This window comes from Pseudomonas sp. HN8-3 (genome assembly GCF_020790195.1).
Classification (GTDB): domain Bacteria; phylum Pseudomonadota; class Gammaproteobacteria; order Pseudomonadales; family Pseudomonadaceae; genus Aquipseudomonas; species Aquipseudomonas synxantha_A.
Genome location: NZ_CP086206.1, coordinates 4,496,898 through 4,522,078, shown reverse-complemented (window position 1 = coordinate 4,522,078; position 25,181 = coordinate 4,496,898). Strand labels below are relative to the sequence as shown.

The window sequence follows — 25,181 nt, the reverse complement described above, 5'->3', positions numbered from 1 at the left end:
TTCCTATCAGGAACTGCCCGTTTTTTATTTCAGCGTCCAAACCTTAAAGATCATCGTCCTTGTCGAAGCGCCGAGCCTCACGCTGCAGCTGGTAGACAAAACGCTCCACCTGGCGCTGCACCAAACCACTCATGTTGTGAAAGCGCACGCCAGCAAAGGTCGTGTTGATCTTGTCTTCGAAGTGCAGGTAGCGCAGTTCGACGGAGGTGGTCATGCTGCCAAAGGGCAGGGCGGCGATAAAGCGGTCATAGACCTGGCCCAACTGCAGGCGCTCGGAGATATCGCCCTCAAAGCGCAATTTGCAGCCGGTGGCGGAAATGTCCAGAAGTTTGCCGCTGATCGGTGCCTTGAGCTTCTCGCCGCCCAGTTCGATATTCACCAATTGCGCAAGTTTCAGCGCGGCGCGAAATGCATTGCGCCGCTGATGGTAAACCACTTCATCAGGCATGCTGCCGCTATAGATACGGTGGCCGTCTTTTTCGCTGATGTTCAGCGTGCCATTGCTTTCCCAGGCAACCCGTACACCTTCATGGAAGCCTTCGATACGAAAGGGTTCGCCGTTCTCGAGGTAGCGCTCACCGTCTCGGGGGATCATTTCATCCAGGGCCAGCGTTTTGCTGTCCCGATCAATATCCACCAAATAGCTTTGAAAGCGCTGGCTGCGTTCGTGGAAAGTGATGATCAGCGGATCATGGCTTTCTTGCAGCATCCGTAATGTGCTGGCGACTTCCAGAGGCGTAGTGAGCACCTTCGGTGGCTGCGGTGCATCTTCCGCATTAGGGGCGTTGAACACGGTTCTTCCATCTCCAGACAAAGTACGACTACACGCAAGAACCGGCATTTTGCCAGTATGTAGCGCTCCTTGGATAGGTCGCGCTGTAAACCGGTGTCAGGCTTGGCTGCGGGTACTTGGCTTGACCAGGCGAGAGGTGGAGCCTTGGGCGTTGTACAGGGCCGGAGGCTCACCACCGTGCAGTATGCGCAACTGATTGGCGGTCGTGGCTTGCTGAAGCTGGATTGATTGGCCGTTGAGCAGGTTGGCTTCCTGGCACTGGGCAAGCAATTGATTGAGTTCTTTGCTTTGCGCCAGTAATTGATCACCGACCGAGGAATGGCTGGCCAGTTGTGCCAGGCCTTCGTGATCGGCAGGCAGGCCCAGGCTGATGAGTATCTGGCTGCGCTTCTTGCCGTGTTGTTCGAGCAACACAATCAGCGACTGCTTGCGCGCCAGGATTTCTTCGAGCAAGGGCATGTCCCGGCCGTACAGGGCCAGGGATTCTTCCTTGAGCAGCTCAAGCAACTGGTGCGTGGGCGCCAGATCATCAATGATCAGTTGAAGCAGATGTTCGTCGTGGTGCATGGCTGGCCTTGGGTTTTAAGCGTCCAAAAGCCCTGCGCAGGCTTTTGCCTAGCGCTCGGCTTCGAAGTTAAGCAGCTTACTGGCTACACGGCTGCTGTCGACTTTATAGCTGCCGTCGGCGATGGCCTGTTTCAACTCAGCCACGCGAGCTTTATTGACAACCGGCTGATCACGCAGCGAGTCAGTGACCTTCTGCAACTGTTGAGCCTCATTGCTCAGGTGTACCGATTCCCCGCTCTGGCTGGCGCTGGCCTGCTCTGCCTTGGCGGGCAGGGGCTGGGACTTGGCTTCTACGCTGTCCTTGGCACCGTTGGTGCGCGTATTGCCCGGCAAAGCCTGGGTGCTATTCAAACGACTGAAATCAATGACCATGGTGAAAAAAACCTCTGGGTATTTGGACGCTTGCCATGTTTTCGGCCATACCCGGGCAAACTTTAGGCTCGATTGACAATAAACCTGTACCGCTCGACATCCAATACACAGTGTAGGAAAAGCCGGGCTGTGATTCCAGTGATCTATAAAGCAACTTCGACCTGACCTGGCGCCGTGACCCGCGCCTTGATCACGCGATTGGAGTTGAGGTTCTTGACGCGAATCTGTTCGCTCATGCCGCCGTTGGACAGTGCCTCCCCTGGCATCCTTACGTTCAGCCCGCCACTGCTGGCAGAAATCACCACCTGGTCACCCTTGCGAATCACTTCGGCCTGTTCCAGATGAACCAGTGTGATGACTTGATCGGTGACCATTGGTCGGGTGAGTCTCTGCCCGATAGCCTGGTCCACTGAGGTCAGGTAGCCCTGGTTGATCAGGCTGATATCGCGCTCGCGCAGGGCCACATCCTCGTAGCCGATGATGCCGGTGCGTTTCAACGGCCGCGCGACTACTACCACATCGCGGAACAGCTTGACCTGAGCCGGCACGAATACCGTCCAGGGCGAGGCGCCTTCACAGCGAACTTTTACCGTTACGCGTCCGATGGGCTGGGCAGGGCTTTCCAGCGTGGCTGTCAATTCCTTGTCGCACATCGGCATGCGCAAGCGCGGGTCCAACTGGCTGACCTGAATTTCATAACGTCCCGGGGTCTGCGTGGTCGCCAGATAATCTTCTACAGTGAATTCAAGAAAACCCTGGGTGACGCCGATAAGGAGATCAGGCAGGGTGACATTGTCGGCGCGTGCGGTAGCGCCAATGCTCAAGGCAAGCAGCGCCATCACGGTGCTGAACAGCCTGCGGTGGCTAGGGCGTCGGGAAACTGTCGTTTTAATATCCATGTTTAATAAATAGCAAAGCTCGTGCCGTTTAGTGTTGGGTGCGCGTCGTACCCCCAGGATTTAGGAGTCAGGGCATGGCAGGTGTAATGGATTCAGTAAACCAGCGCACACAGCTGGTAGGGCAGAATCGCCTGGAGTTGTTGCTTTTTCGCCTGGATGGCAAGCAGTTGTACGGCATCAACGTATTCAAAGTGCGGGAAGTGCTGCAATGCCCCAAGCTGACGATCATGCCCAAGTCCAGCCCAGTGGTGTGTGGCGTAGCCAACATCCGTGGTGCAACTATTCCCATTCTTGACCTGGCGATGGCCACGGGCTCGGCGGGTTTGCAAGACCGCCAGAACCCCTTTGTGATCATCACCGAGTACAACACCAAGACCCAGGGTTTCCTGGTGCGCTCGGTGGAGCGTATCGTCAATATGAACTGGGAAGAGATCCACCCGCCGCCCAAGGGCACTGGGCGCGATCACTACCTGACGGCGGTGACACGGGTCGATAACCAGTTGGTCGAAATCATCGACGTGGAGAAAATCCTCGCCGAAGTGGCGCCCACCTCGGAAACCATCTCTGTGGGTGTGGTGGATGCCGAGACTGCACACAAGGCGGTGTCTCTGCGCGTATTGACCGTGGACGACTCCTCAGTGGCGCGCAAGCAGGTCACACGCTGCCTGCAGACCGTTGGTGTAGACGTGGTGGCCCTCAATGATGGTCGTCAGGCCTTGGATTACCTGCGCAAGCTGGTGGACGAAGGCAAGAAGCCCGAAGAAGAATTCCTGATGATGATCTCCGACATCGAGATGCCGGAAATGGACGGCTACACGCTCACGGCCGAGATACGCAACGATCCACGCATGCAAAAACTGCATATCATCCTGCATACTTCGTTGTCGGGGGTATTCAATCAGGCAATGGTCAAGAAGGTTGGTGCTGATGACTTTCTGGCCAAATTCCGTCCTGATGACCTCGCATCCCGGGTAGTCGACCGGATCAAGGCAGCAGATCACGGCTAGGGGATTTCCCCCGGCGATCACACGATTTAAGAGGCGGTATCATTGTCTACGGGTAATTTGGATTTCGAACAGTTCCGGGTCTTCCTGGAAAAAGCCTGTGGCATATTGCTCGGTGAAAACAAGCAGTACCTGGTATCCAGCCGTCTCAACAAACTGATGGAACAGCAGGGCATCAAGTCCCTGGGTGAGTTGGTCCAGCGGATCCAGGGGCAGCCGCGCAGCGGGCTCAAGGAAATGGTGGTCGATGCCATGACCACCAACGAAACCCTGTGGTTTCGAGATACCTACCCCTTTGAAGTGCTCAAGAACAAAGTGTTGCCGGAAGCCATCAAGGCCAGTCCTGGCCAGCGCCTGCGTATCTGGTCGGCGGCTTGTTCCTCGGGGCAGGAGCCGTACTCGATCTCGATGTCCATCGACGAGTTCGAGCGAACCAACATGGGCCAGTTGAAAGCCGGCGCGCAAATTGTTGCTACCGACTTGTCCGGCACCATGCTCACCAACTGCAAGACCGGTGAGTACGACAGCCTGGCCCTGGGCCGCGGTTTATCCCAGGAGCGCCTGCAGCGTTACTTCGACCCCAAAGGCGCCGGGCGCTGGGCGATCAAGGCACCGATCAAGAATCGCGTGGAGTTCCGCTCGTTCAACCTGCTCGACAGCTACGCCAGCCTGGGCAAGTTCGACATGGTGTTCTGCCGCAACGTGCTGATCTATTTCTCGGCCGAAGTGAAGAAAGACATCCTGTTGCGTATCCACGGCACGCTCAAGCGCGGCGGTTACCTGTTCCTCGGTGCTTCCGAAGCGTTGAATGGCCTGCCGGACCATTACCAGATGGTGCAGTGCAGCCCGGGGATCATCTACCAGGCCAAGTAAGTCGCACGCAGTTAAAGTGTGGGAGGGGGCTTGCTCCCGATAGCGGTGGTTCAGTTGATGTCTTTATCACTGATACACCGCTATCGGGAGCAAGCCCCCTCCCACATTTGTTTCTGCGGCAACGTTGAAGAAAGCGGCAACTCCCCATTGCCGCTTTACTGGCGCCACGCGGAAACCCGTTGCCGCTTTTCTGGCATAGTCGCCGGCACCTACCCTCGAAACCCTTGATATACGGGCCTCCGCAAGACTGGCACGCACCTTGCTATAACCCTGCTAACGAACAGCAGGTCAGCCTAAAGGTTTCCGCCATGAGCATCAGCTTCGATAAAGCGCTCGGTATCCATGAACAAGCCCTGGGCTTTCGCGCCCAGCGTGCCGAAGTCCTGGCCAATAACATTGCCAACGCCGATACCCCGAACTACAAGGCTCGGGACCTGGACTTCTCTGCCGTGCTCGCCGCACAGCAAGACAAGACCAAGAGCGGCACCTTCGCCTTGAACATGACCAACAGCCGTCATATCGAAGCGCAAGGCCTGAGCAAGGGTGACGAGTCGTTGCTGTATCGCACGCCGATGCAGCCGTCGATCGACCAGAACACCGTCGACGCGCAGTTGGAGCAATCGAACTACGCCGAGAACTCGGTGAACTTCCAGGCCAGCTTTACCCTGCTCAACAGCAAATTCAAAGGGCTGATGTCAGCCCTGCGTGGAGAATAAGCCATGTCCCTGTCCAGTGTTTTCAATATTGCCGGCAGTGGCATGAGCGCGCAGACCACGCGTTTGAACACCGTCGCCAGTAACATCGCCAACGCCGAGACCGTCTCTTCGAGCATTGACCAGACTTACCGTGCCCGTCACCCGGTGTTTGCCACCATGTTCCAGGGTGGCCAGGCCGGTGGCAGCGATTCGTTGTTCCAGAACCAGGACGCAGCCGGCTCCGGCGTGCAGGTGCTGGGTGTGGTCGAAGACCAGAGCAACCTGGAGGCCCGTTACGAGCCCAACCATCCGGCCGCGAACGAAAAGGGTTACGTCTACTACCCCAACGTCAACGTGGTCGAGGAAATGGCTGACATGATCTCCGCCAGTCGTTCGTTCCAGACCAATGCGGAAATGATGAACACCGCCAAAGCCATGATGCAGAAGGTCCTGACCCTGGGTCAGTAATAAGGGGCGCCAAATAATGGCCATCGTTGATACGTCAAACAACACGGCAGTCCAGGACCTGTTCAATTCCAAGGTCAAGGACGCTTCGAACAATGTCTCGAATGTTTCCAAAGCGGCCACTGGCAACCAGTCGCTGGGCAAGGACGCATTCCTGCAGTTGCTGGTAACCCAGCTGAAAAACCAGAACCCGCTGTCGCCCCAGGACAACGGCGCGTTCGTGGCCCAACTTGCCCAGTTCAGCAGCCTGGAAGGCATCAACACCCTGAACGACTCGGTGAATAACATCTCCAGCAACTTCAGCTCTTCGCAAGCGCTGCAGGCTTCATCGCTGGTGGGGCGGTCGATCATTATCCAGACCGACAAAGCCATGGTTGATACCAGCAAGAGCATGAACGGTTCGGTAGAGGTGCCATCGGCGGCGGGTAACGTTTCCGTCAAAATCACCGACAAGGACGGCAACGTCGTGCGCACCGTGGATATGGGCGCGCAGAGTGCCGGCAGCCAGAGCTTTATTTGGGACGGCAAGAATGACAAGGGCGAGGTCGCCCCAGCCGGCACCTACACCTTCAATGCCTCCACCAAGAACGACAAAGGTGACGCGGTGGCCCTGGCCACCTCGCTACCGGCCACGGTCACCAGCGTGACCTTGAGCAAGACCGGCGGCGAAATGCTGCTCAACCTTGCAGGCGGCATGGGCAGCGTCAAGCTGTCGCAAATTCAGACTATCGGTACATAGAGCCGGCTAAATACGGCAGAGGGAGAGAAACATGTCTTTTAATATCGGCCTTAGCGGCCTCTATGCGGCCAACAAACAACTGGACGTGACCGGCAACAACATCGCCAACGTCGCGACCACTGGCTTCAAGTCATCCCGTGCGGAATTCGCCGATATCTACGCGGCTTCCAAGTTGGGCACCGGCCAGAACAGTATCGGCAACGGTGTGAACCTGGCGGCAGTGTCCCAGCAGTTCACCCAAGGCGATGTCAATGGTAGCGGTGGCATCCTCGACATGGCGATCCAGGGCGGTGGCTTCTTCGTGCAGAAGGGCAGCGACGGCTCGCTGGAATACACCCGTAGCGGTGCCTTCCGCGCGGACAAAGACGGCTATATCACCAACAATACCGGCACCTCGCGCCTGCAAGGCTATGCCGCGGACGAGAATGGCAAGATCACCAAGGGTGGCCTGGTCGACCTGCAGCTGAACCTGGCCAACCTGCCCCCGAAGGCGTCTACCAAGGTGGACTCTTCCAGCAACCTGAACTCCTCGTCGCCGGTGATCGATCAGTCCAAGAACCCGTTTGATCCAACCAAATCCGAAACCTTCACCACGCAATACAGCACCACCTTGTACGACTCCCAGGGCAACGCGCACCCGATGGTGCAGTACCTGGTGAAAACCGATGCCAACCAGTGGCAGGCCTACACCTTGATCGATGGCCGCAATCCTGATGGTTCGGCGCCTACCGGTACCGGTGCTGACGTGAAGGCGCCTGTGCCGTCGACGTTGAGCTTCGATGGTGCTGGTAACCTCAAGAGCATCGTGACCGGCGGTGTTGCCGGTAACACCTTGACCATCAAGGATTGGGTACCTGGCACGGTGACCGATGGCGTATGGAAGGCTAACGATGCGACGGCGAACAAGGACGGCATCGCCATCAACATGGGCACCGTCACCCAGTACAACTCGGCCAGCTACCGTAACCCGCCGGTCACAGATGGTTACGCCACCGGCCAGATCACCGGCTTGAAGATCGATGGCAGCGGTGTGCTCTTCGCCACCTTCAGTAACCAGCAGAGCAAGGCCATCGGCCAGATTTCTCTGGCCAGCTTCAACAATGAGCAGGGCCTGCAGCCCGCCGGCGGTACGACCTGGAAAGAGACCTTCGCGTCGGGTCAGCCGGGCTTCGACGCACCGGAATCTGGCACTCTGGGGTCGATCAAGGCCACCTCCCTGGAGAACTCCAACGTCAACCTGACCAACGAGCTGGTTGACCTGATCAAGGCCCAGAGCAACTACCAGGCGAACGCCAAGACCATCTCCACCCAAAGCACCATCATGCAGACCATCATCCAGATGACCTGATAGGTTAGTGCTTCAAAATGTGGGAGGGGGCTTGCCCCCGATAGCGGTGTATCAGCCAAGTATCCATTGACTGACACCACCCTATCGGGGGCAAGCCCCCTCCCACATTTGCATCTGCTTCACGCTGCCAATCCAGTTATTGACCGAACCGCAGTACCGCAACAAGGGCTTTATGCCCGCCCAAGAAAAAGCCCCCGATACACCCTAGGTGTATCGGGGGCTTTTCTGCCTTAAGTGGTTAAACCCTCGGCAGGTTCAGCTTATTGGCAAGCTTCGCAATCCGGCTCGTCAATCGCGCAGGCCTTTGGCACAGGTGCCGGACCGGCAGGAGCTGCGAGAACCGAATCATCACCATGGTTGCCGCTGGAAACAGCGTTCAACTTACCGGTGTTGATGGTCGACTTCTCGGTGCTGGTCGCGGCCAGGGCACGGAGGTAGTAAGTGGTTTTCAGGCCACGGTACCAGGCCATGCGGTAGGTCACATCCAGCTTCTTGCCCGAAGCGCCGGCGATGTAGAGGTTCAGCGACTGAGCCTGGTCGATCCACTTCTGACGGCGGCTGGCGGCGTCAACGATCCACTTGGTATCCACTTCGAAGGCGGTCGCGTAGAGCTCTTTGAGTTCTTGCGGGATGCGTTCGATCTGCTGCACGGAACCGTCGTAGTACTTCAGGTCGTTGATCATGACCGAGTCCCACAGGCCGCGGGCTTTCAGGTCGCGAACCAGGTATGGGTTGATCACGGTGAATTCGCCCGACAGGTTCGATTTCACATACAGGTTCTGGTAGGTCGGTTCGATCGACTGCGACACGCCAGTGATGTTGGCGATGGTGGCGGTCGGTGCGATGGCCATGATGTTGGAGTTACGAATACCTTTTTGCACGCGGGCACGAACCGGCGCCCAGTCCAGGGTTTCGTTCAGATCAACGTCGATGTACTTCTGGCCACGGGCTTCGATCAGGATCTGTTGCGAATCCAGCGGCAGGATGCCCTTGGACCACAGCGAACCCTGGAACGTCTCGTAGGCGCCGCGCTCGTCGGCCAGGTCGCAGGACGCCTGGATCGCATAGTAGCTCACCGCTTCCATGGATTTGTCGGCGAACTCGACCGCAGCATCCGAACCGTAAGGAATGTGCTGCAGGTACAGCGCGTCCTGGAAGCCCATGATACCCAGGCCCACTGGACGGTGCTTGAAGTTGGAGTTCTGCGCCTGTGGCACCGAGTAGTAGTTGATGTCGATCACGTTATCGAGCATGCGTACTGCGGTGTTGACGGTGCGTTCCAGCTTGGCGGTGTCCAGCTTGCCGTTGACGATATGGTTCGGCAGGTTGATCGAGCCCAGGTTGCAAACGGCGATCTCGTCCTTGTTGGTGTTCAAGGTGATCTCGGTGCACAGGTTCGAACTGTGGACCACGCCCACGTGCTGCTGCGGGCTGCGCAGGTTGCATGGGTCCTTGAAGGTCAACCATGGGTGGCCGGTTTCGAACAGCATGGACAGCATTTTGCGCCACAGGTCTTTAGCCTGGATGGTCTTGAACAGCTTGACCTTGCCTGGGTACTCGGTGAGGGCTTCGTAGTACTCGTAGCGCTCCTCGAAAGCCTTGCCGGTCAGGTCGTGCAGGTCCGGTACTTCGGATGGCGAGAACAGGGTCCACTTGCCGTCATCGAAGACGCGCTTCATGAACAGGTCAGGGATCCAGTTGGCGGTGTTCATGTCGTGGGTACGACGACGGTCATCACCGGTGTTCTTGCGCAGCTCGATGAACTCTTCAATGTCCATGTGCCAGGTTTCCAGGTAGGCACACACAGCGCCTTTGCGCTTGCCACCCTGGTTAACGGCGACGGCGGTGTCGTTCACCACTTTCAGGAACGGTACAACGCCCTGGGACTTGCCGTTGGTGCCCTTGATGTAAGAACCCAGTGCGCGCACCGGGGTCCAGTCGTTACCCAGGCCGCCGGCGAATTTGGACAGCATGGCGTTGTCGTGGATCGCGTGGTAGATGCCCGACAGGTCATCCGGCACGGTGGTCAGGTAGCAGCTCGACAGCTGAGGACGCAGGGTGCCGGCGTTGAACAGGGTCGGGGTCGACGACATGTAGTCGAAGGACGACAGCAGGTTGTAGAACTCGATCGCACGGTCTTCTTTGTTCTTCTCTTCAATCGCCAGGCCCATGGCCACGCGCATGAAGAACACTTGCGGCAGTTCGAAGCGGATACCGTCCTTGTGGATGAAGTAACGGTCGTACAGGGTTTGCAGGCCCAGGTAGGTGAACTGCTGATCGCGCTCGTGGTTGATCGCCTTGCCGAGTTTTTCCAGGTCGAAGGTGGCCAGGATCGGGTTCAGCAATTCGAACTCGATACCCTTGGCGATATAGGCCGGCAGGGCTTTGGCGTACAGGTCAGCCATCTCGTGGTGAGTGGCGCTGTCGGCGACTTTCAGGAAGCCCAGGCCTTCGGCACGCAGGGTGTCCATCAACAGGCGCGCGGTCACGAACGAGTAGTTCGGCTCGCGTTCAACCAGGGTACGGGCGGTCATCACCAGCGCGGTGTTGACGTCGGTCAGGGCCACGCCGTCGTACAGGTTCTTCAGGGTTTCGCGCTGGATCAGGTCACCGTCGACTTCTTCCAGACCTTCGCAGGCCTCGGTGATGATGGTGTTCAGGCGGCCCAGGTCCAACGGGGCAAAGCTGCCGTCAGCCAGGGTGATGCGGATCGACGGGTGCGCTTGTACGGCAGCTTCTTCGGCCGGGGAGCGTACGGCACGTTCCTTGGCGCGCGAATCACGGTAGATCACGTAGTCGCGTGCGACTTTCTGCTCGCCGGCACGCATCAGGGCCAGTTCAACCTGGTCCTGGATTTCTTCGATGTGGATGGTGCCGCCCGAAGGCATGCGACGCTTGAAGGTCGCGGTGACCTGTTCGGTCAGGCGGGCAACGGTGTCGTGGATGCGCGACGAGGCAGCAGCGGTGCCGCCTTCAACTGCAAGAAACGCTTTGGTGATGGCGACGGTGATTTTGTCATCGGTATAAGGAACGACAGTGCCGTTACGCTTGATCACGCGCAGTTGGCCAGGTGCGGTGGCGGACAGATCCAGATTCGAATCAGCGGCCTGCGGCACGGAGCCTTGCGGGTTCTCGCGAGTTGTGTCGGTTTGCATGGGGGGTTGTCTCCACATTCTATATTTATTTGGGCACCATCAAGGTGCCCACCGTTCCGTCCTGAAGCACTTACAGCAGGCCAGGGCCTGGCATAACAACTTCGGGACAGGAGGAAGGGAGCTCATCGCGCCGCTTCCATGCCGAAGTCTTTGGCTTGGGGCCGGGAGCCCTTCGCCGTATTCCTGCTGGGTGACAGTGGCCTGGTTCAAGCCCTGCAACACCCGTACCGTCTTCAGCCAAGCGGGCTTGAAAACGGCTGCCATCCGCGTGCGCGGTTTGGGCTTTGAAAAAATGCTTTGGTTCAACCAAACGTGAGCAAGAAAGCGCTTGAGTTTCTGGTCTGACTTGTGTTTGGTTTTTTCGCTTAAAACCCTACATGTAGGGTTTTTTTAGCGCCGAGGTACAAGATAATGCGTTTTTGGGGGGTTAGCAACGCACTACCTGTGGATAACGCTGTGAGTAAAATGTGTATGAATCGTGGAACACCCGTGTAGGCCGCATTACTACTGGATCACACCGTTTGTCACCGAATATTCCGAGGTGCAAACCGTTGGTTGGAATTTTGAGGGCGCGAACCCTATCACAAAAAAACGCCATCACCGAATGGAATTCCTGGCTTGTATTTAAGGGTTGGGGCATGGCTACAATCGGGCTTTGTTATGCCCTTAAAACATGACAAACAGGGTATGGGCGGTGGAGGCCGCGTGAGCCAAAGAATTTCTAATAATAATGAGGTGGCGCGTGGAGCAAGATGCCTGGCAGATACTGATCATCGAGGACGACGAGCGACTCGCCGAGTTGACCCGTGAGTACCTGGAAAGCAACGGCCTGCGCGTGTCGGTGGAAAGCGATGGCGCCCAGGCTGCGGCGCGCATCATCGCCGAGCAGCCGGACCTGGTGATCCTCGACCTGATGCTGCCCGGCGAAGATGGCCTGAGCATCTGTCGCAAAGTTCGCGAGCGCTATGAGGGCGTGATCCTGATGCTTACCGCGCGTACCGACGACATGGACCAGGTGCAGGGCCTGGACATGGGCGCTGACGACTATGTGTGCAAGCCCGTGCGCCCGCGCCTGTTGCTGGCGCGTATCCAGGCGCTATTGCGGCGCAGCGAGCCGGCGTTACCGGCGGCGGGGGAAAACCAGCGCCGCCTGCAGTTCGGCCCGCTAGTGGTGGACAACGCGCTGCGCGAAGCCTGGCTGCACGATGGCGGGATCGAACTGACCAGCGCCGAATTCGACCTGCTGTGGCTATTGGTCGCAAATGCCGGGCGCATCCTGTCCCGGGAAGAAATCTTCATTGCCCTGCGCGGCATTGGCTACGACGGCCAGGACCGCTCCATTGATGTGCGCATCTCGCGCATTCGGCCGAAAATCGGCGACGACCCGATCCACCCGCGCCTGATCAAGACCATCCGCAGCAAAGGCTACCTGTTCGTCCCCGAAGCCGCTGCCGACATGCCGCTGTGAATTCGATCTTCCTGCGCATCTACGGCGGCATGTGCGCGGCGCTGATCCTGGTGGCGTTGCTCGGCGCCCTGGCGTTGCATCTGCTCAACGACGTACGCAGCGGCCAATACCGCGAAAGCCTGGCCCACGGCACCTTTGCCTTGATGGGCGATAACCTGCAAGCCATGAACGCCATCGAACGGCTGCGTGCCTTGGCGGTATGGGAGCGTTTGCTGGGCATTCCGCTGGAGCTGCGCACGTTTACAGAGGCGCAACTGGACCTGGGCCAGCGCAACCGCTTGCAACGCGGCCAGGTGCTGGTGGAACAGACCGGCCCTCATGCGGCGCGGGTACTGCGACTGGTCAGCGAGCAGGAACAGCTGGTGCTCACCGGTGAAGTGCAGCAGATCAGCGAGCAATTGGCCCGTGCGACTATCTACCTGCTGGCCGACGAACTGGTGCGTTTTCCGGTGGCTGAGCAGCCACAACGCCTGGCCGACATCAAGCAGGCCAAGGGCTTTGGTTTTGAGATGCACTTGATGGCCCTCGACCAGGCCGATATGGACGACGACCAGCGCCGTCGCGTGGCGGAGGGCGATACGGTGATGGCCCTGGGCAAGGGTGGCGATTCGATCCGCGTATTTGCCGGCATGGTCGGTACGCCGTGGGTGCTGGAAATCGGCCCGCTCTATCAAATGAACCCCTATCCGGCGCAGTGGCTGATTCTGATCACCTTGATCGGCCTGACCCTGATCGGCTTGATCGTTTATCTGCTGGTGCGCCAGCTGGAGCGCCGGCTCAAAGGCCTGGAGGCGGCAGCAACGCGGATCGCCAAGGGCAACCTGGAGGTGCGCGTGCCGGCCCGGGGCGCCGATTCGGTAGGGCGCCTGGCTGCCGCGTTCAATGGCATGGCCGAGCACTTGCAGCAATTGCTGGCGATTCAGCGCGAACTGGTGCGTGCGGTGTCCCATGAGCTGCGCACGCCGGTAGCGCGCCTGCGTTTTGGCCTGGAGATGATTGGTGACGCCGCCACTCCCGAGGCGCGGCGTAAATACCTGGAAGGCATGGACGGCGATATCCAGGACCTCGATGGCCTGGTGGATGAAATGCTCACCTATGCGCGCCTGGAGCAGGGCGCGCCGGAGTTGAATTTCCAGCGAGTGGACCTCGATGCGCTGCTTGACCAAGTCATTGGCGAATTGTCGCCACTGCGCCCGCAGGTCACCGTGACTCGCGGTGTCTGCCTGTCATCGGCCCACTGGGAGGACGCCTGGGTCGACGCTGAGCCGCGTTACCTGCACCGCGCCCTGCAAAACCTTGTCAGTAACGCCATGCGCCACGCCAAGGGCCAGGTGCTGATCAGTTATCAGGTCGGCCAGCTGCGCTGCCGTATTGATGTGGAAGACGATGGCCCCGGCGTGCCGGAGAGTGCCTGGGAGCGAATTTTCACGCCGTTCCTGCGCTTGGACGACAGCCGTACCCGCGCCTCGGGGGGCCATGGCCTGGGCCTGTCGATTGTGCGGCGGATCATCTATTGGCACGGCGGGCGGGCGTTGATCAGCAAGAGCAACAACCTGGGCGGGGCGTGCTTCAGCCTGAGTTGGCCAAGGGATCAAGACACACCCTGACACCGCTATCGGGACCAAGTCTATCTAGCGCCGATGGCCACCAGGCTCAACAACTGCTCCCCTTCCACCCCAAACTGCCCCTCCAACTCTTTGCCATCACCCCATTCTTCAGAAAGATCCGTGAGCAACCGCAGCCGCACATGGCCCGCCTGTGACCACTCCAACAGCTCGGCATGTTCAAAGTAAAAGCGCTTTTGCACGATGGGGTAGAGCGCCTTGAACAGACTCTCCTTAATCGAAAACGTCAGCGTCACCAGCAACCCATGCAGCTCACGCGGTATGGTCGCCATACGCTGCAGCTCGTTGGCTGTCAGAATTTCCCCGGCCAGGCGCTCCGCCCGCTCCAGAGTCAGCACATTCTCCAGGTCCATGCCCAGCCCGCGCCATTGCGCCTTATGCCCGACAATCGCTGCGGCGTGCCCGGTGCTGTGGGTGATGGAACCACTGATATGCCCTGGCCAGACAGGCGCGCGGTCTTCACCGATGGCTGGAATGCAGTTGAGGTTATCCAGGCGTTGCAGTGCTTCGCGGGCGCACAGGCGCCCTGCGAGAAACTCCGCCTGACGCTTGGCAACCGAGCGCTGGATGCTCGCCGGCGGCGGCACAGCGCTGCGTTGGAAATCGCCTGCGTCCAATAAGGCCGGATCGAATCGGGTGCTCAAAAACACAGTGCCAGGTAAGGCGACAGGCAGCGGCCAACGGGCATCGAGCGGGGTGCAGCAAGAGGGTAGGGGAGTCATGCGCGGTATTTTGCCGAGTTGGCGCGCCAGTGGATAGTCCGGCGCGGTTCAGGTGTGGTTAAGAGCCTGTTCAGGGGGAGTTCAGGGGCGCCTGCGTAGTCTGGACCTCACAGGCCAAACGCATATGAGGTAATGACCATGACTGCGATCAAGAAGCTGATGTTGGCGTTAACCATGCTCGGTGCCACCGCGGGCGTGCAGGCCAGCGATGGCGCCTTTGCGGCCTTTGGCGGCGAAAAAACCAGGAAATCCGGCAACCTGATCCATCGTGTCAGCTTCGAAGACGTCGGCACCCAGGCCGCGCCGTGGGGTCAGGCCCTGGGCGTTACCGCTGCGCAACCCGACTATCGCAGCGGCTACACGCACCTGACGGGCCAGTACAATGGCATTAAACTGCGCCCGCAAGACGTGCAGGGCCGCTATGATATCCCTCTGTCGGACAGTTGAATTGCCTTGGAGAGCCTTATGAAATTGCTGGTGGTGGAAGATGAGGCGCTGCTGCGTCATCACCTGTTTACCCGCCTGACCGACAGTGGGCATGTGGTCGAAGCTGTGGCCAATGCCGAGGAAGCCCTGTACCAGACCGGCCAGTTCAACCATGACCTGGCGATCATCGACCTTGGCCTGCCCGGCATGGGTGGCCTGGACCTGATCCGCCAATTGCGTACCCAGGCCAAGACTTTCCCGATCCTGATCCTGACCGCTCGCGGCAACTGGCAGGACAAGGTCGAAGGCCTGGCGGCCGGTGCCGACGACTACGTGGTCAAACCCTTCCAGTTCGAAGAGCTGGAGGCGCGCATGAATGCCTTGCTGCGCCGCTCCAGCGGCTTTACCCAGTCCACTATCATCGCCGGGCCGTTGCTGCTGGACCTCAACCGCAAGCAGGCCTCCCTGGATGAACAGCCGCTGGCGTTGACCGCCTACGAATATCGGATCCTTGAGTACTTGATGCGTCATCATCAACAGGTGGTGGCCAAGGATCGCTTGATGGAGCAGCTCTACCCTGATGATGACGAGCGCGATCCGAACGTGATCGAAGTGCTGGTCGGTCGCCTGCGCCGCAAGCTGGAAGGCCCCGCCGGGTTCAAGCCGATCGATACCGTGCGCGGCTTGGGTTACCTGTTCAATGAGCGCTGCCGTTGATTCGCTCGCTACGTGTGCGCCTGATGCTGGCGGCCGCCACCCTGGCCGTGCTGTTTATGCTCGGCCTGTTGCCGGCCATGCAAGGCGCCTTCAGCCTGGCCCTGCAGGATTCCATCGAGCAGCGTCTGGCGTCGGATGTGACCACCCTGATTTCTGCGGCGCGGGTGGAAAATAACCGCCTGCTGATGCCGGCGCAGTTGCCTGACGAACGTTTCAACCTTACCGACAGCCGCCTGCTCGGCTATATCTACGACCGCGAAGGCCATCTGGTGTGGCGTTCGCGGGCGACCCAGGAAGAAAACATCAACTACAAACCGCGTTACGACGGGCGCGGTAATGAGTTTGCGCGCATCCGCGAGGCCAATGGCCAGGAATTCTTCGTGTATGACGTTGAGGTCAGGTTGCTGGGGGGCAAGAGCGCCGCCTTCAGTATCGTCGCCCTGCAACCGGTGCGTGAGTACCAACTGACCCTCGAAGGCTTGCGCGAGAACCTTTACCTTGGATTCGGCGCGGCCCTGCTGGTGCTGTTGACGCTGCTGTGGCTGGGCCTGACCTGGGGCCTGCAAGCCTTGCGGCGCCTGAGTCAGGAACTTGACCAGATCGAAGGCGGTACCCGCGAAAGCCTCAGTGAAGAACACCCCCGCGAACTGTTGCGCCTGACCGGCTCGCTCAACCGTTTGCTGCACAGCGAGCGCGAACAGCGTACGCGCTACCGTGACTCCCTTGACGACTTGGCCCACAGTTTGAAAACCCCGCTGGCGGTCTTGCAGGGGGTGAGCGAAGACATGGCCCAGCGTCCCGAAGAGCGCAGCCAGGCGTGGGTATTGCAATCGCAGATTGAGCGCATGAGCCAGCAGATCGGCTACCAATTGCAGCGTGCGAGTCTGCGTAAAAGCGGACTGGTGCGTCACCAGGTACGTCTGGAGCCCGTGCTGCAAAGCCTGTGCGATACATTGGAGAAGGTTTACCGCGACAAGCGTGTCACCGTCACCTTTGATCTGCCACCTGAGTGCGACGTGCCCATCGAGAAAGGCGCGCTGCTCGAAATGCTCGGCAACCTGCTGGAAAACGCCTATCGCCTGTGCCTCAAGCAAGTGCGAATCAGCTTGGTGGAAAACCTGGACGGCCTTGAGCTGTGTATCGAAGATGATGGCCCAGGCGTGCCACCGGACCAGCGCGCCCGGATCCTGCAAAGAGGCGAACGTCTGGACCGCCAGCACCCGGGGCAGGGCATCGGGTTGGCGGTGGTCAAGGACATCATCGAAAGCTATCACGCGCGTTTGACGTTGGGGGATTCAGCGTTAGGGGGGGCTGCGTTCAGGATTCATTTTCCGGCCTTGTGATCTGCACTGGCCTCTGAATGTATTCACACATCAGATTTTGTAAACCCGATCAACTGTGGGAGCTGGCTTGCCTGCGAAGAGGCCCTCCCAGGCGCTATACCTTTAACTCTCCTGCGCCCTGTAGGCCCCCGGCGTCAACCCCGTCCACTTCTTGAACGCCCGATGAAACGCCGACGGTTCGGAGAACCCCAACTGTTCGGCAATTTCCTGCAAAGACAAATCCGCCCGCCCCAGGTGGTAGATGGCGATGTCTCGCCGTAACTCATCCTTCAGAGCCTGAAAGCTGCTGCCTTCTTCGCGCAGATGCCGGCGCAGGGTTTGCGGGCTGATGTGCAAATGCTGGGCGACGGCTTCCAGGTCCGGCCAGGGCGTGCGGTCGCGGCTGAGCAAGCGGCGCAACTGGCTGCTCAGGCTGTCGCCTTCATCCGGCCGCGACAGCAAGTCGGCAGGGGAGCGCTGCAAAAAATGCTTGAGAGTGCGTTCATCCTGCAACAACGGCAGGCTCAGGTAGCGGCTGGGAAACACCAGGCTGCTGGTCGGCGCACCGAACACCAAGGGGCAGGGGAACAGCAGGTCGTACTCGCCAGCATGGTCCGGCATCGGGTAACTGAAGGTGGCCTGTTGCAGCCGGATTCGCTGGCCAATCAGCCAACTGCCCAGGCGATGCCAGATCACCAGCAGGCATTCACTGAGGAAGTGATCCGGGTCCCATAGCTGCGAGTCATCCAGGCTCAGCCGCGCCATATCGCCTTCTTTCGTCAGCTGCCAGCGCGGGCCCTGTGGGAATAGGCTATAAAACAATAAGCCGCGTTCCAGAGCCTTTTCCAGCGTGCGGCAGTGGATCAGGGCGTGGCACATCATGGCGAAGGTGCCACGCTTGCTCGGGCCTTCGGCGAACCCCAGGTATTCGTCATCCAGCCCCAGCCAGAGCATTTGCAGCAACCGCGTAAATTGCTCCGGAGCGATACGGGCGCGGGGCTCGGTCAGCAGTTCGGGGCTGATGCCCACCTGCTGCAACAGCCCTGAGTAGTCGTAACCCACACGACGCGCACCGCCGAGGGCGGCTCGGGCGTAGTGACTGGCGATGGTACGTTCACGCATGAAAGGGCCTCATCCATGGAGTGGCGGATGGTAGTCAGACCCCGGCGCGACGGCAAGGCGGATATCCGCCAAATTGTAGGACGAGACGGGGTGGGCGGGCGGAAATCCGCCACCTTGTTCCACGGCTCAAGCGCGTCAATAAACGCCAAGCCCCGATGTTGAAGGGCCTTCAGGGTGTTTAAGCAAAGTGGCACGCTGTTTGCGATAGGGATTGCAGCGCAGGCTCTCTCCTACAGGCTTCGCAAACAACAAATCCCTCCAGTGCAGGAGGGTTCGCAATTCAAGTGTCGTGGGCAATGGCGGATATTTGCCACACGGGACGATTGAGGAACTTTGCAATGACGACTCGTCAGCCAATCTACAAATCCCTGTATTTCCAGGTGATCGTTGCAATCGTTATCGGTATTTTGCTCGGCCACTTCTACCCGCAGACCGGCGTGGCCCTCAAGCCACTGGGTGACGGCTTTATCAAGCTGATCAAAATGGTCATCGCCCCCATCATCTTCTGCACCGTTGTCAGCGGTATCGCTGGCATGCAAAGCATGAAATCGGTCGGCAAAACCGGTGGCTACGCACTGCTGTACTTCGAAATCGTGTCCACCATCGCCTTGCTGATCGGCCTGGTCGTGGTCAACGTTGTGCAGCCGGGCGCCGGCATGCACATCGACGTCGCCACCCTGGACGCTTCCAAAGTGGCGGCCTACGTCACCGCCGGTAAAGACCAGAGCATTGTCGGCTTTATCCTCAACGTCATCCCGAACACCATCGTCGGCGCCTTTGCCAACGGCGACATCCTGCAAGTGCTGATGTTCTCGGTGATCTTCGGTTTCGCCCTGCACCGCCTGGGTGCCTACGGCAAGCCGGTGCTGGACTTCATCGATCGCTTCGCCCACGTGATGTTCAACATCATCAACATGATCATGAAGCTCGCGCCAATCGGTGCCCTGGGCGCCATGGCGTTCACCATCGGTGCCTACGGTGTGGGTTCGCTGGTGCAGCTGGGCCAGTTGATGATCTGCTTCTACATCACCTGCATCCTGTTCGTCGTGCTGGTGCTGGGCGCAATCTGCCGCGCTCACGGTTTCAGCGTGTTGAAACTGATTCGCTACATCCGTGAAGAGCTGCTGATCGTACTGGGTACTTCGTCTTCCGAATCCGCACTGCCGCGTATGCTGATCAAGATGGAGCGCCTGGGTGCGAAGAAGTCCGTCGTCGGCCTGGTGATCCCAACCGGTTACTCCTTCAACCTCGACGGTACGTCGATCTACCTGACCATGGCTGCCGTGTTCATCGCTCAGGCGACCGACACCCACATGGACATCACCCACCAGATCACCCTGCTGCTGGTGCTGCTGCTGTCCTCCAAAGGCGCTGCAGGTGTGACTGGCTCGGGCTTTATTGTCCTGGCTGCCACCCTGTCGGCTGTCGGCCACCTGCCGGTTGCCGGCCTGGCGCTGATCCTGGGTATCGACCGCTTCATGTCCGAAGCCCGTGCCCTGACCAACCTGGTGGGTAACGCCGTAGCCACCATCGTTGTGGCCAAGTGGGTCAAGGAGCTGGACACCGACAAGCTGCAAAGCGAGCTGGCATCCGGTGGTACCGGTATCTCCGAAACTCGCGAGCTCGATGACCTGGGTGTGGCCGAAGGCCCTGCTCCTGTGGTCAAGTAAGCCGCTGATGGCGTGATCTGACGCTTAGGCAATTGGCAAACGCCCCGACTGGTTCGGGGCGTTTGCGTTTGTGCGCGGCCACTTTTTGATTATTTTGCTTTACAGTAAACGACGATTTTTCAACGCTGGCAGGAAGGTTTGATGGACAGTGTGGATTTGAATGTCCTGCGTAGCGTCCTGGAATGGCGCCGCGCCGGGCAGCGCGTGGTGCTGTACAGCGTGGTACAGACCTGGGGCAGCGCGCCGCGCCCTCCGGGGGCGATGCTGGCCTTGCGTGGCGACGGTGTGGTCATTGGTTCTGTGTCCGGAGGCTGCATCGAAGATGACTTGATCGCACGCCTGCAGGACGGGCGGCTGGCGGACGACGGACCACCAGTGCAGCTGGTGACCTACGGCGTCACCCGCGACGAAGCGGCACGTTTTGGCTTGCCGTGTGGCGGCACGCTGCGCCTGACCGAAGAGCGGGTGGATGATTGGGCCTGGGTCGAGCAACTGTTGGCGCGCTGTGAAGACCACCAGGTCGTCGCACGTGAATTGAACCTGGCCACGGGCGCGGTAACCCTGAGCGCTGCGAGCAAGACTGATGTGGTGAGCTTCGACGGCGAACGCCTGCGCGCCATTTACGGCCCGCGCTGGCGGCTGCTGCTGATCGGCGCCGGGCAACTGTCGCGCTACGTCGCCGAAATGGCGCGCTTGCTGGATTTCGAAGTGCTGATTTGCGACCCCCGCGAAGAGTTCGTCTACGGCTGGGAAGAGCAACATGGCCGCTTTGTACCTGGTATGCCCGACGAGGCGGTGTTGAACATCCACACCGATGAGCGCACGGCCATCGTTTGCCTGACCCATGATCCGCGTTTGGATGATATGGCGCTGCTGACGGCGCTGAACTCCGCTGCGTTCTACATCGGCGCCCTGGGTTCGCGGGTCAATACCCAGAAGCGCCGGGAGAACCTGGCGGCGCTGGGCTTGTCGGCGGATGCGATTGCGCGCTTGCACGGGCCGATTGGTTTGCATATCGGCAGCCATACACCGGCGGAGATAGCCCTGTCGTTGATGGCGGAAATTGTCGCGATCAAGAACGGCGTGGCACCGATGCAGAAAAAGCCCCTGGCGGTAGCGGCGCAGTGACCGTTACAGCGATTGTGCTGGCAGCGGGGCAGGGCAGTCGCTTTCGCGCCGAAGCCGGGGCGGATCAAGACAAGTTACTGGCTGCTTGCGTGGGGCCGGATGGCGTTATCCGGCCGGTCATCGAGCAGGTGCTGCGCAACTTGCCTGAGCGTGTTGTAACGCGCTGGCTGGTGACGTCGCCGGGGCGCGGGGAGGTTATCCGCCTGGCAGAGGCTTATGGCTGTCAGGTTGTACTGCTGGACTCCAGCGGGATGGGCGACAGCATTGCGGCCGCGGTCAAGGCCAGCGGTGCAGCGGATGGGTGGCTGGTGGTGTTGGGGGATATGCCGTTTATCCAGTCATCGAGTATCGAGCGGCTTATTGCCAGCGTGGAGGGCATCACTGTGCCGGTATCTGCCGGGCAGTATGGGCACCCGGTGGCTTTCGATCACACGTTTGGGCCGGCGCTGATGGCTCTGAGTGGGGATCGTGGGGCCAAGCCGTTGTTTGCACAAACACAGGTGCGAGAGGTGCAGGTAGATGATCCTGGTGTGCTTTGGGATGTCGATGTGCCGCAACGGTTGAGTTTTACTGCAGGTTAAGTGTGGGAGCTGGCATTCCAAGTAGCCATAAAAAAGCCCCGCCTGATTGCTCAGGCGGGGCTTTTTAGTGGCGGATGGAATCAGACGAGGGGTTTAGGCTCTTCTTCCACGGCCTTGTGCTCTACCGCCTGGGCAGCCGCTGCGGCAGCTGCTTCGGCTTCCTTGCGACGACGACGCACTTCACGCGGGTCGTTCGGCGCACGGCCATTTTCGGTAAGGGCGCTGGCAGGTGCAGCTTCAACCACTGGGGCAGCCACTTCGGCAACCACTGGGGCTTCAACTTCAACCACGGGTGCGGGCTCCACAACCGGCGTCGGCTCAACCACTGGGGCTGGCTCGGCGACGACTTCAGCAACCGGCGTCGGCGCTTCTTCTACCGCAGGGGCAGGCGTTGGCGCTTCAACCGGGGCAGCTGGCTCAGCGGTCCACTGGAAGGCGGTCTGTTCTTCGCGAACTTCACGCACAACCGGGGCGGCTTCTTCGGCAACCGGTGTTTCTACAGCCACTTCAACCACTGGCGCAGGCTCGATAACCGGTGCGGGCTCAACAGCAACCACTTCGGTTTCTGGCTGTGCGTCGCGAACCGGAGCAACTTCCACTTGCGCAACCACTGGGGCTTCGATAGGGGTCGTGGCTTCAACAACTGGCGCTTCCACAACCGGCGCTTCAACCACTGGGGTCTGGACAACGGGTGTTTCTACGGCAGCAGTTTCTTCGACAGCGGCGGTAGCACGCTCGGCTTGCTCGTGAGCCTGGGCTTCAGCAGGTGCGCTGATGACCGAGCTGGCGACGGCAGCGGTAACGGCCAAGCCGGCAGCCAGTTCGGCGCCCGTTGGTTCGTTGCTGGCCGCTTCTGCGTTTTCGCCGGCTTCTTCCGAGCCTTCGATCACGTTGCCGTTGGCGTCACGCTGACGCTCACGACGGTTGCTGCGACGACGCTGGCCACGGGAGCGGCGGCGTGGACGATCGCCTTCGGCGTTGTCCTGGCCGTCTTCCTGCAGTTGCTCTTCGCCGGTCAGTACTTCTTCTTCGCTGGCGGCAGCGGCTTGCTCGGCGCGTGGTTGACGCTCTTCACGCGGCGGGCGCGGCTGGCGCTCTTCACGTGGGGCACGCTCTTCACGCGGCTGGCGCGCCGGGCGTTCTTCGGTGGTTGCGGCAGTGGCAGCAGCGACGGCAGGTGCCGCATCCAGCGGCTCGCGCAGTTCACGCACACGCTCTTCACGCTCGCCACGCGGCTTGCGATCTTCGCGCGGAGCACGCGGGGTACGTGGTGCGCGCTCTTCACGCGGTGCACGTTCTTCACGGGCTACGGCCGGGGCTTCTTCACGGGCTTCGCGAGGAGCGCGCTCTTCACGGGGGGCGCGTTCTTCACGCGGTGCACGTTCTTCGCGTGGCTTGCGTTCTTCGTCACGGCGGCCGTTGCGGTTGCGGCTCTGCTGGCGGCCGTTGCGACGCTCTTCGTTGCGCGCCGGGCGCTCGGTGGCAGGCTTTTCAACCACAACCGGGGCGGCAGGCTCTTCCTTGGTGGCGAACAGGCTGACCAGCGACTTCACCAGGCCCTTGAACAGGCTTGGCTCAGGCAGGGCGGCCGGTGCGGCAACCGGTGCGGCAGCTTCGGTCGGGACCGGTGCGTTGGCACGTGCCGGTGCAGTCTTGACGGCGGCTTCCTGGCGAACCAGGGTGCGGGTCGCGGCCGCTGGCTGAACTTCTTCCACTTCGGCCGCGGCAGCAGCGATTTCATAGCTGGACTGCCCGCTATGGGCTTCCGGGCTGTCATCACGCAGGCGCTGTACTTCGAAGTGCGGCGTCTCGAGGTGATCGTTCGGCAGGATGACGATACGAGCACGGGTGCGCAGTTCGATCTTGGTGATCGAGTTGCGTTTTTCGTTGAGCAGGAAGGCGGCAACCGGAATCGGCACTTGTGCGCGAACTTCGGCGGTGCGGTCTTTCAGGGCTTCTTCTTCGATCAGGCGCAGGATTGCCAGGGACAGCGATTCAACGTCACGGATGATGCCGGTGCCGTTGCAACGCGGGCACACGATACCGCTGCTCTCACCCAGGGACGGGCGCAGGCGCTGACGGGACATTTCCAGCAGGCCGAAGCGCGAGATACGGCCCACTTGTACGCGGGCACGGTCGGCTTCCAGGCACTCGCGGACTTTCTCTTCCACGGCGCGCTGGTTCTTGGCAGGGGTCATGTCGATGAAGTCGATCACGATCAGGCCGCCGATGTCACGCAGGCGCAGCTGGCGGGCGATTTCTTCAGCCGCTTCCAGGTTGGTCTGCAGGGCGGTTTCTTCGATGTCGCTGCCTTTGGTGGCGCGCGCCGAGTTGATGTCGATGGACACCAGGGCTTCGGTCGGGTCGATGACGATGGAGCCGCCGGAAGGCAGTTCGACCACGCGCTGGAAGGCGGTCTCGATCTGGCTTTCGATCTGGAAACGGTTGAACAGCGGAACGCTGTCTTCGTACAGCTTGATCTTGCTGGCGTACTGCGGCATCACCTGGCGGATGAAGGTCAGGGCTTCGTCCTGGGCTTCAACGCTGTCGATCAGCACTTCGCCGATGTCCTGGCGCAGGTAGTCGCGGATGGCGCGGATGATCACGTTGCTTTCCTGGTAGATCAGGAATGGCGCGGAACGATCCAGGGACGCTTCCTTGATAGCGGTCCACAGTTGCAGCAGGTAGTCGAGGTCCCACTGCATTTCTTCGCTGCTGCGGCCCAGGCCTGCAGTGCGAACGATCAGGCCCATGTCGGCCGGTGCGATCAGGCCGTTCAGCGCTTCGCGCAGTTCGTTGCGCTCTTCGCCTTCGATGCGACGGGAAATACCGCCGGCACGCGGGTTGTTCGGCATCAGGACCAGGTAACGGCCAGCGAGGCTGATGAAGGTGGTCAGGGCGGCGCCCTTGTTGCCACGTTCTTCTTTCTCGACCTGGACGATGACTTCCTGGCCTTCGCTCAGGACGTCCTTGATGTTCACGCGGCCTTCGGGGGCTTTCTTGAAGTATTCGCGGGAGATTTCTTTGAGGGGCAGGAAGCCGTGGCGCTCGGAGCCGAAATCGACAAAGGCAGCCTCAAGGCTTGGTTCGATGCGAGTAATACGGCCTTTATAGATGTTGGCCTTCTTTTGCTCGCGTGCACCGGATTCGATGTCCAGGTCGTAGAGGCGTTGGCCATCTACCAGTGCAACACGCAACTCTTCGGGTTGAGTCGCGTTAATCAGCATTCTTTTCATGTTGTACCGTCGGTTTCCGGGCTGCCGGAAACGGCGTTCGGCACACACGACTTCTCACGGTCGGTGTCAGGTGCGTCAAGAGTGGTTGGCCACTCCAGTGTCCAGCAAAACCTGCCAATTGGGCCGGTATCGCGACGGACGCGTCCTGCTCGTTAGCGGTGGTGACAAAGGCACCACTTCAACAAAAGCTAAGGTCAGGAGGAGGAATCAACCGGCGACTGTGGACGAGATGAAGCGTCTAAAACAAGCCTAGT

Annotated in this window: 22 protein-coding genes; 14 read left to right on the top strand and 8 right to left on the bottom strand. The window is 59.9% G+C overall.

Annotated elements, in window-relative coordinates; genetic code table 11:
- Positions 1–43: 43 nt before the first annotated feature.
- The 4 genes from LJX92_RS20065 to flgA all read right to left on the bottom strand — a co-directional run bounded on the left by LJX92_RS20065 (position 44) and on the right by flgA (position 2,631).
- The gene (locus tag LJX92_RS20065) at positions 44–793 is read right to left on the bottom strand and encodes a flagellar brake protein (RefSeq protein WP_005790597.1); all 750 of its coding nucleotides are present in this window, start codon (positions 791–793) and stop codon (positions 44–46) included.
- 96 nt (positions 794–889) lie between these two features.
- The gene (locus LJX92_RS20060; protein WP_005790595.1) at positions 890–1,360 is read right to left on the bottom strand and encodes a flagella synthesis protein FlgN; all 471 of its coding nucleotides are present in this window, start codon (positions 1,358–1,360) and stop codon (positions 890–892) included.
- 48 nt (positions 1,361–1,408) lie between these two features.
- A complete protein-coding gene (gene flgM, locus LJX92_RS20055; RefSeq protein WP_032879838.1) occupies positions 1,409–1,732 on the bottom strand; it encodes a flagellar biosynthesis anti-sigma factor FlgM in 324 nt (107 codons plus the stop codon).
- 143 nt (positions 1,733–1,875) lie between these two features.
- A complete protein-coding gene (flgA, locus tag LJX92_RS20050) occupies positions 1,876–2,631 on the bottom strand; it encodes a flagellar basal body P-ring formation chaperone FlgA (protein ID WP_032879840.1) in 756 nt (251 codons plus the stop codon).
- A gap of 74 nt (positions 2,632–2,705) precedes the next feature.
- Here flgA and LJX92_RS20045 point away from each other — a divergent pair, with 74 nt between their 5' ends.
- The 6 genes from LJX92_RS20045 to flgE all read left to right on the top strand — a co-directional run bounded on the left by LJX92_RS20045 (position 2,706) and on the right by flgE (position 7,755).
- Positions 2,706–3,638, top strand: coding sequence for a chemotaxis protein CheV (locus tag LJX92_RS20045; RefSeq protein WP_005790590.1), 933 nt, complete (start codon positions 2,706–2,708; stop codon positions 3,636–3,638).
- Between the two features lie 42 nt (positions 3,639–3,680).
- Entirely contained in the window at positions 3,681–4,508 is an 828-nt protein-coding gene (gene cheR, locus LJX92_RS20040; RefSeq protein ID WP_005790588.1) for a protein-glutamate O-methyltransferase CheR, read from the top strand.
- 308 nt (positions 4,509–4,816) lie between these two features.
- Entirely contained in the window at positions 4,817–5,224 is a 408-nt protein-coding gene (gene flgB, locus LJX92_RS20035; protein WP_194438983.1) for a flagellar basal body rod protein FlgB, read from the top strand.
- Between the two features lie 3 nt (positions 5,225–5,227).
- Positions 5,228–5,671: a flagellar basal body rod protein FlgC gene (gene flgC, locus LJX92_RS20030; RefSeq protein ID WP_005790586.1), complete on the top strand. Its 444-nt coding sequence runs from the start codon at positions 5,228–5,230 to the stop codon at positions 5,669–5,671.
- Positions 5,672–5,687: 16 nt separating this feature from the next.
- Positions 5,688–6,407 carry a flagellar hook assembly protein FlgD gene (gene flgD, locus LJX92_RS20025; protein WP_032879841.1) on the top strand — a complete coding sequence of 240 codons (720 nt, stop codon included), beginning with the start codon at positions 5,688–5,690 and terminating at the stop codon, positions 6,405–6,407.
- 31 nt (positions 6,408–6,438) lie between these two features.
- Entirely contained in the window at positions 6,439–7,755 is a 1,317-nt protein-coding gene (gene flgE, locus LJX92_RS20020) for a flagellar hook protein FlgE (RefSeq protein WP_032879842.1), read from the top strand.
- A 260-nt stretch (positions 7,756–8,015) separates the two neighbouring features.
- Here flgE and LJX92_RS20015 read toward each other — a convergent pair whose 3' ends face one another.
- Positions 8,016–10,910 carry a ribonucleoside-diphosphate reductase subunit alpha gene (locus LJX92_RS20015; RefSeq protein WP_032879843.1) on the bottom strand — a complete coding sequence of 965 codons (2,895 nt, stop codon included), beginning with the start codon at positions 10,908–10,910 and terminating at the stop codon, positions 8,016–8,018.
- A 742-nt stretch (positions 10,911–11,652) separates the two neighbouring features.
- On the opposite strand from LJX92_RS20015, the gene LJX92_RS20010 reads away from it, so the two are divergent.
- Together LJX92_RS20010 and LJX92_RS20005 are read left to right on the top strand one after the other, a co-directional pair.
- A complete protein-coding gene (locus tag LJX92_RS20010) occupies positions 11,653–12,378 on the top strand; it encodes a response regulator (RefSeq protein ID WP_032879844.1) in 726 nt (241 codons plus the stop codon).
- Positions 12,375–13,985, top strand: a complete 1,611-nt coding sequence (locus LJX92_RS20005) for an ATP-binding protein (protein WP_228308864.1) — start codon at positions 12,375–12,377, stop codon at positions 13,983–13,985. The genes LJX92_RS20010 and LJX92_RS20005 overlap by 4 nt, the downstream gene beginning before the upstream one ends.
- Positions 13,986–14,005: 20 nt before the next feature.
- Here the strand turns inward: LJX92_RS20005 and LJX92_RS20000 are convergent, their stop codons facing one another.
- Positions 14,006–14,725 (bottom strand): 4'-phosphopantetheinyl transferase family protein, encoded by a 720-nt coding sequence (locus LJX92_RS20000; protein WP_078822101.1) that lies wholly within the window; start codon positions 14,723–14,725, stop codon positions 14,006–14,008.
- A gap of 138 nt (positions 14,726–14,863) precedes the next feature.
- Between LJX92_RS20000 and LJX92_RS19995 the strand changes: the two genes are divergently transcribed.
- From LJX92_RS19995 to LJX92_RS19985, 3 genes are read left to right on the top strand one after another with little or no spacing between them, the layout of a single operon-like run.
- On the top strand, positions 14,864–15,172 hold the full coding sequence (locus LJX92_RS19995) for a hypothetical protein (RefSeq protein WP_005790571.1): 309 nt from the start codon (positions 14,864–14,866) through the stop codon (positions 15,170–15,172).
- An 18-nt stretch (positions 15,173–15,190) separates the two neighbouring features.
- A complete protein-coding gene (locus LJX92_RS19990; RefSeq protein ID WP_005790569.1) occupies positions 15,191–15,868 on the top strand; it encodes a response regulator in 678 nt (225 codons plus the stop codon).
- Positions 15,865–17,211 carry an ATP-binding protein gene (locus LJX92_RS19985; RefSeq protein WP_005790567.1) on the top strand — a complete coding sequence of 449 codons (1,347 nt, stop codon included), beginning with the start codon at positions 15,865–15,867 and terminating at the stop codon, positions 17,209–17,211. The genes LJX92_RS19990 and LJX92_RS19985 overlap by 4 nt, the downstream gene beginning before the upstream one ends.
- A 102-nt stretch (positions 17,212–17,313) precedes the next feature.
- On the opposite strand, the gene LJX92_RS19980 is transcribed toward LJX92_RS19985, so the two are convergent.
- Positions 17,314–18,312, bottom strand: a complete 999-nt coding sequence (locus LJX92_RS19980; protein WP_005790566.1) for an AraC family transcriptional regulator — start codon at positions 18,310–18,312, stop codon at positions 17,314–17,316.
- Between the two features lie 338 nt (positions 18,313–18,650).
- Between LJX92_RS19980 and LJX92_RS19975 the strand changes: the two genes are divergently transcribed.
- The 3 genes from LJX92_RS19975 (at position 18,651) to LJX92_RS19965 (ending at position 21,691) form a co-directional block, all read left to right on the top strand.
- Positions 18,651–19,982 (top strand): dicarboxylate/amino acid:cation symporter, encoded by a 1,332-nt coding sequence (locus LJX92_RS19975; protein WP_003189258.1) that lies wholly within the window; start codon positions 18,651–18,653, stop codon positions 19,980–19,982.
- Positions 19,983–20,123: 141 nt separating this feature from the next.
- The gene (locus LJX92_RS19970; RefSeq protein ID WP_078822099.1) at positions 20,124–21,110 is read left to right on the top strand and encodes an XdhC family protein; all 987 of its coding nucleotides are present in this window, start codon (positions 20,124–20,126) and stop codon (positions 21,108–21,110) included.
- Positions 21,107–21,691: a nucleotidyltransferase family protein gene (locus LJX92_RS19965; protein ID WP_228308863.1), complete on the top strand. Its 585-nt coding sequence runs from the start codon at positions 21,107–21,109 to the stop codon at positions 21,689–21,691. Before LJX92_RS19970 ends, LJX92_RS19965 begins: the two co-directional genes overlap by 4 nt.
- Positions 21,692–21,771: 80 nt before the next feature.
- Here the strand turns inward: LJX92_RS19965 and rne are convergent, their stop codons facing one another.
- Positions 21,772–24,918, bottom strand: coding sequence for a ribonuclease E (gene rne / locus LJX92_RS19960; protein ID WP_218276558.1), 3,147 nt, complete (start codon positions 24,916–24,918; stop codon positions 21,772–21,774).
- Between the last annotated feature and the right edge of the window lie 263 nt (positions 24,919–25,181).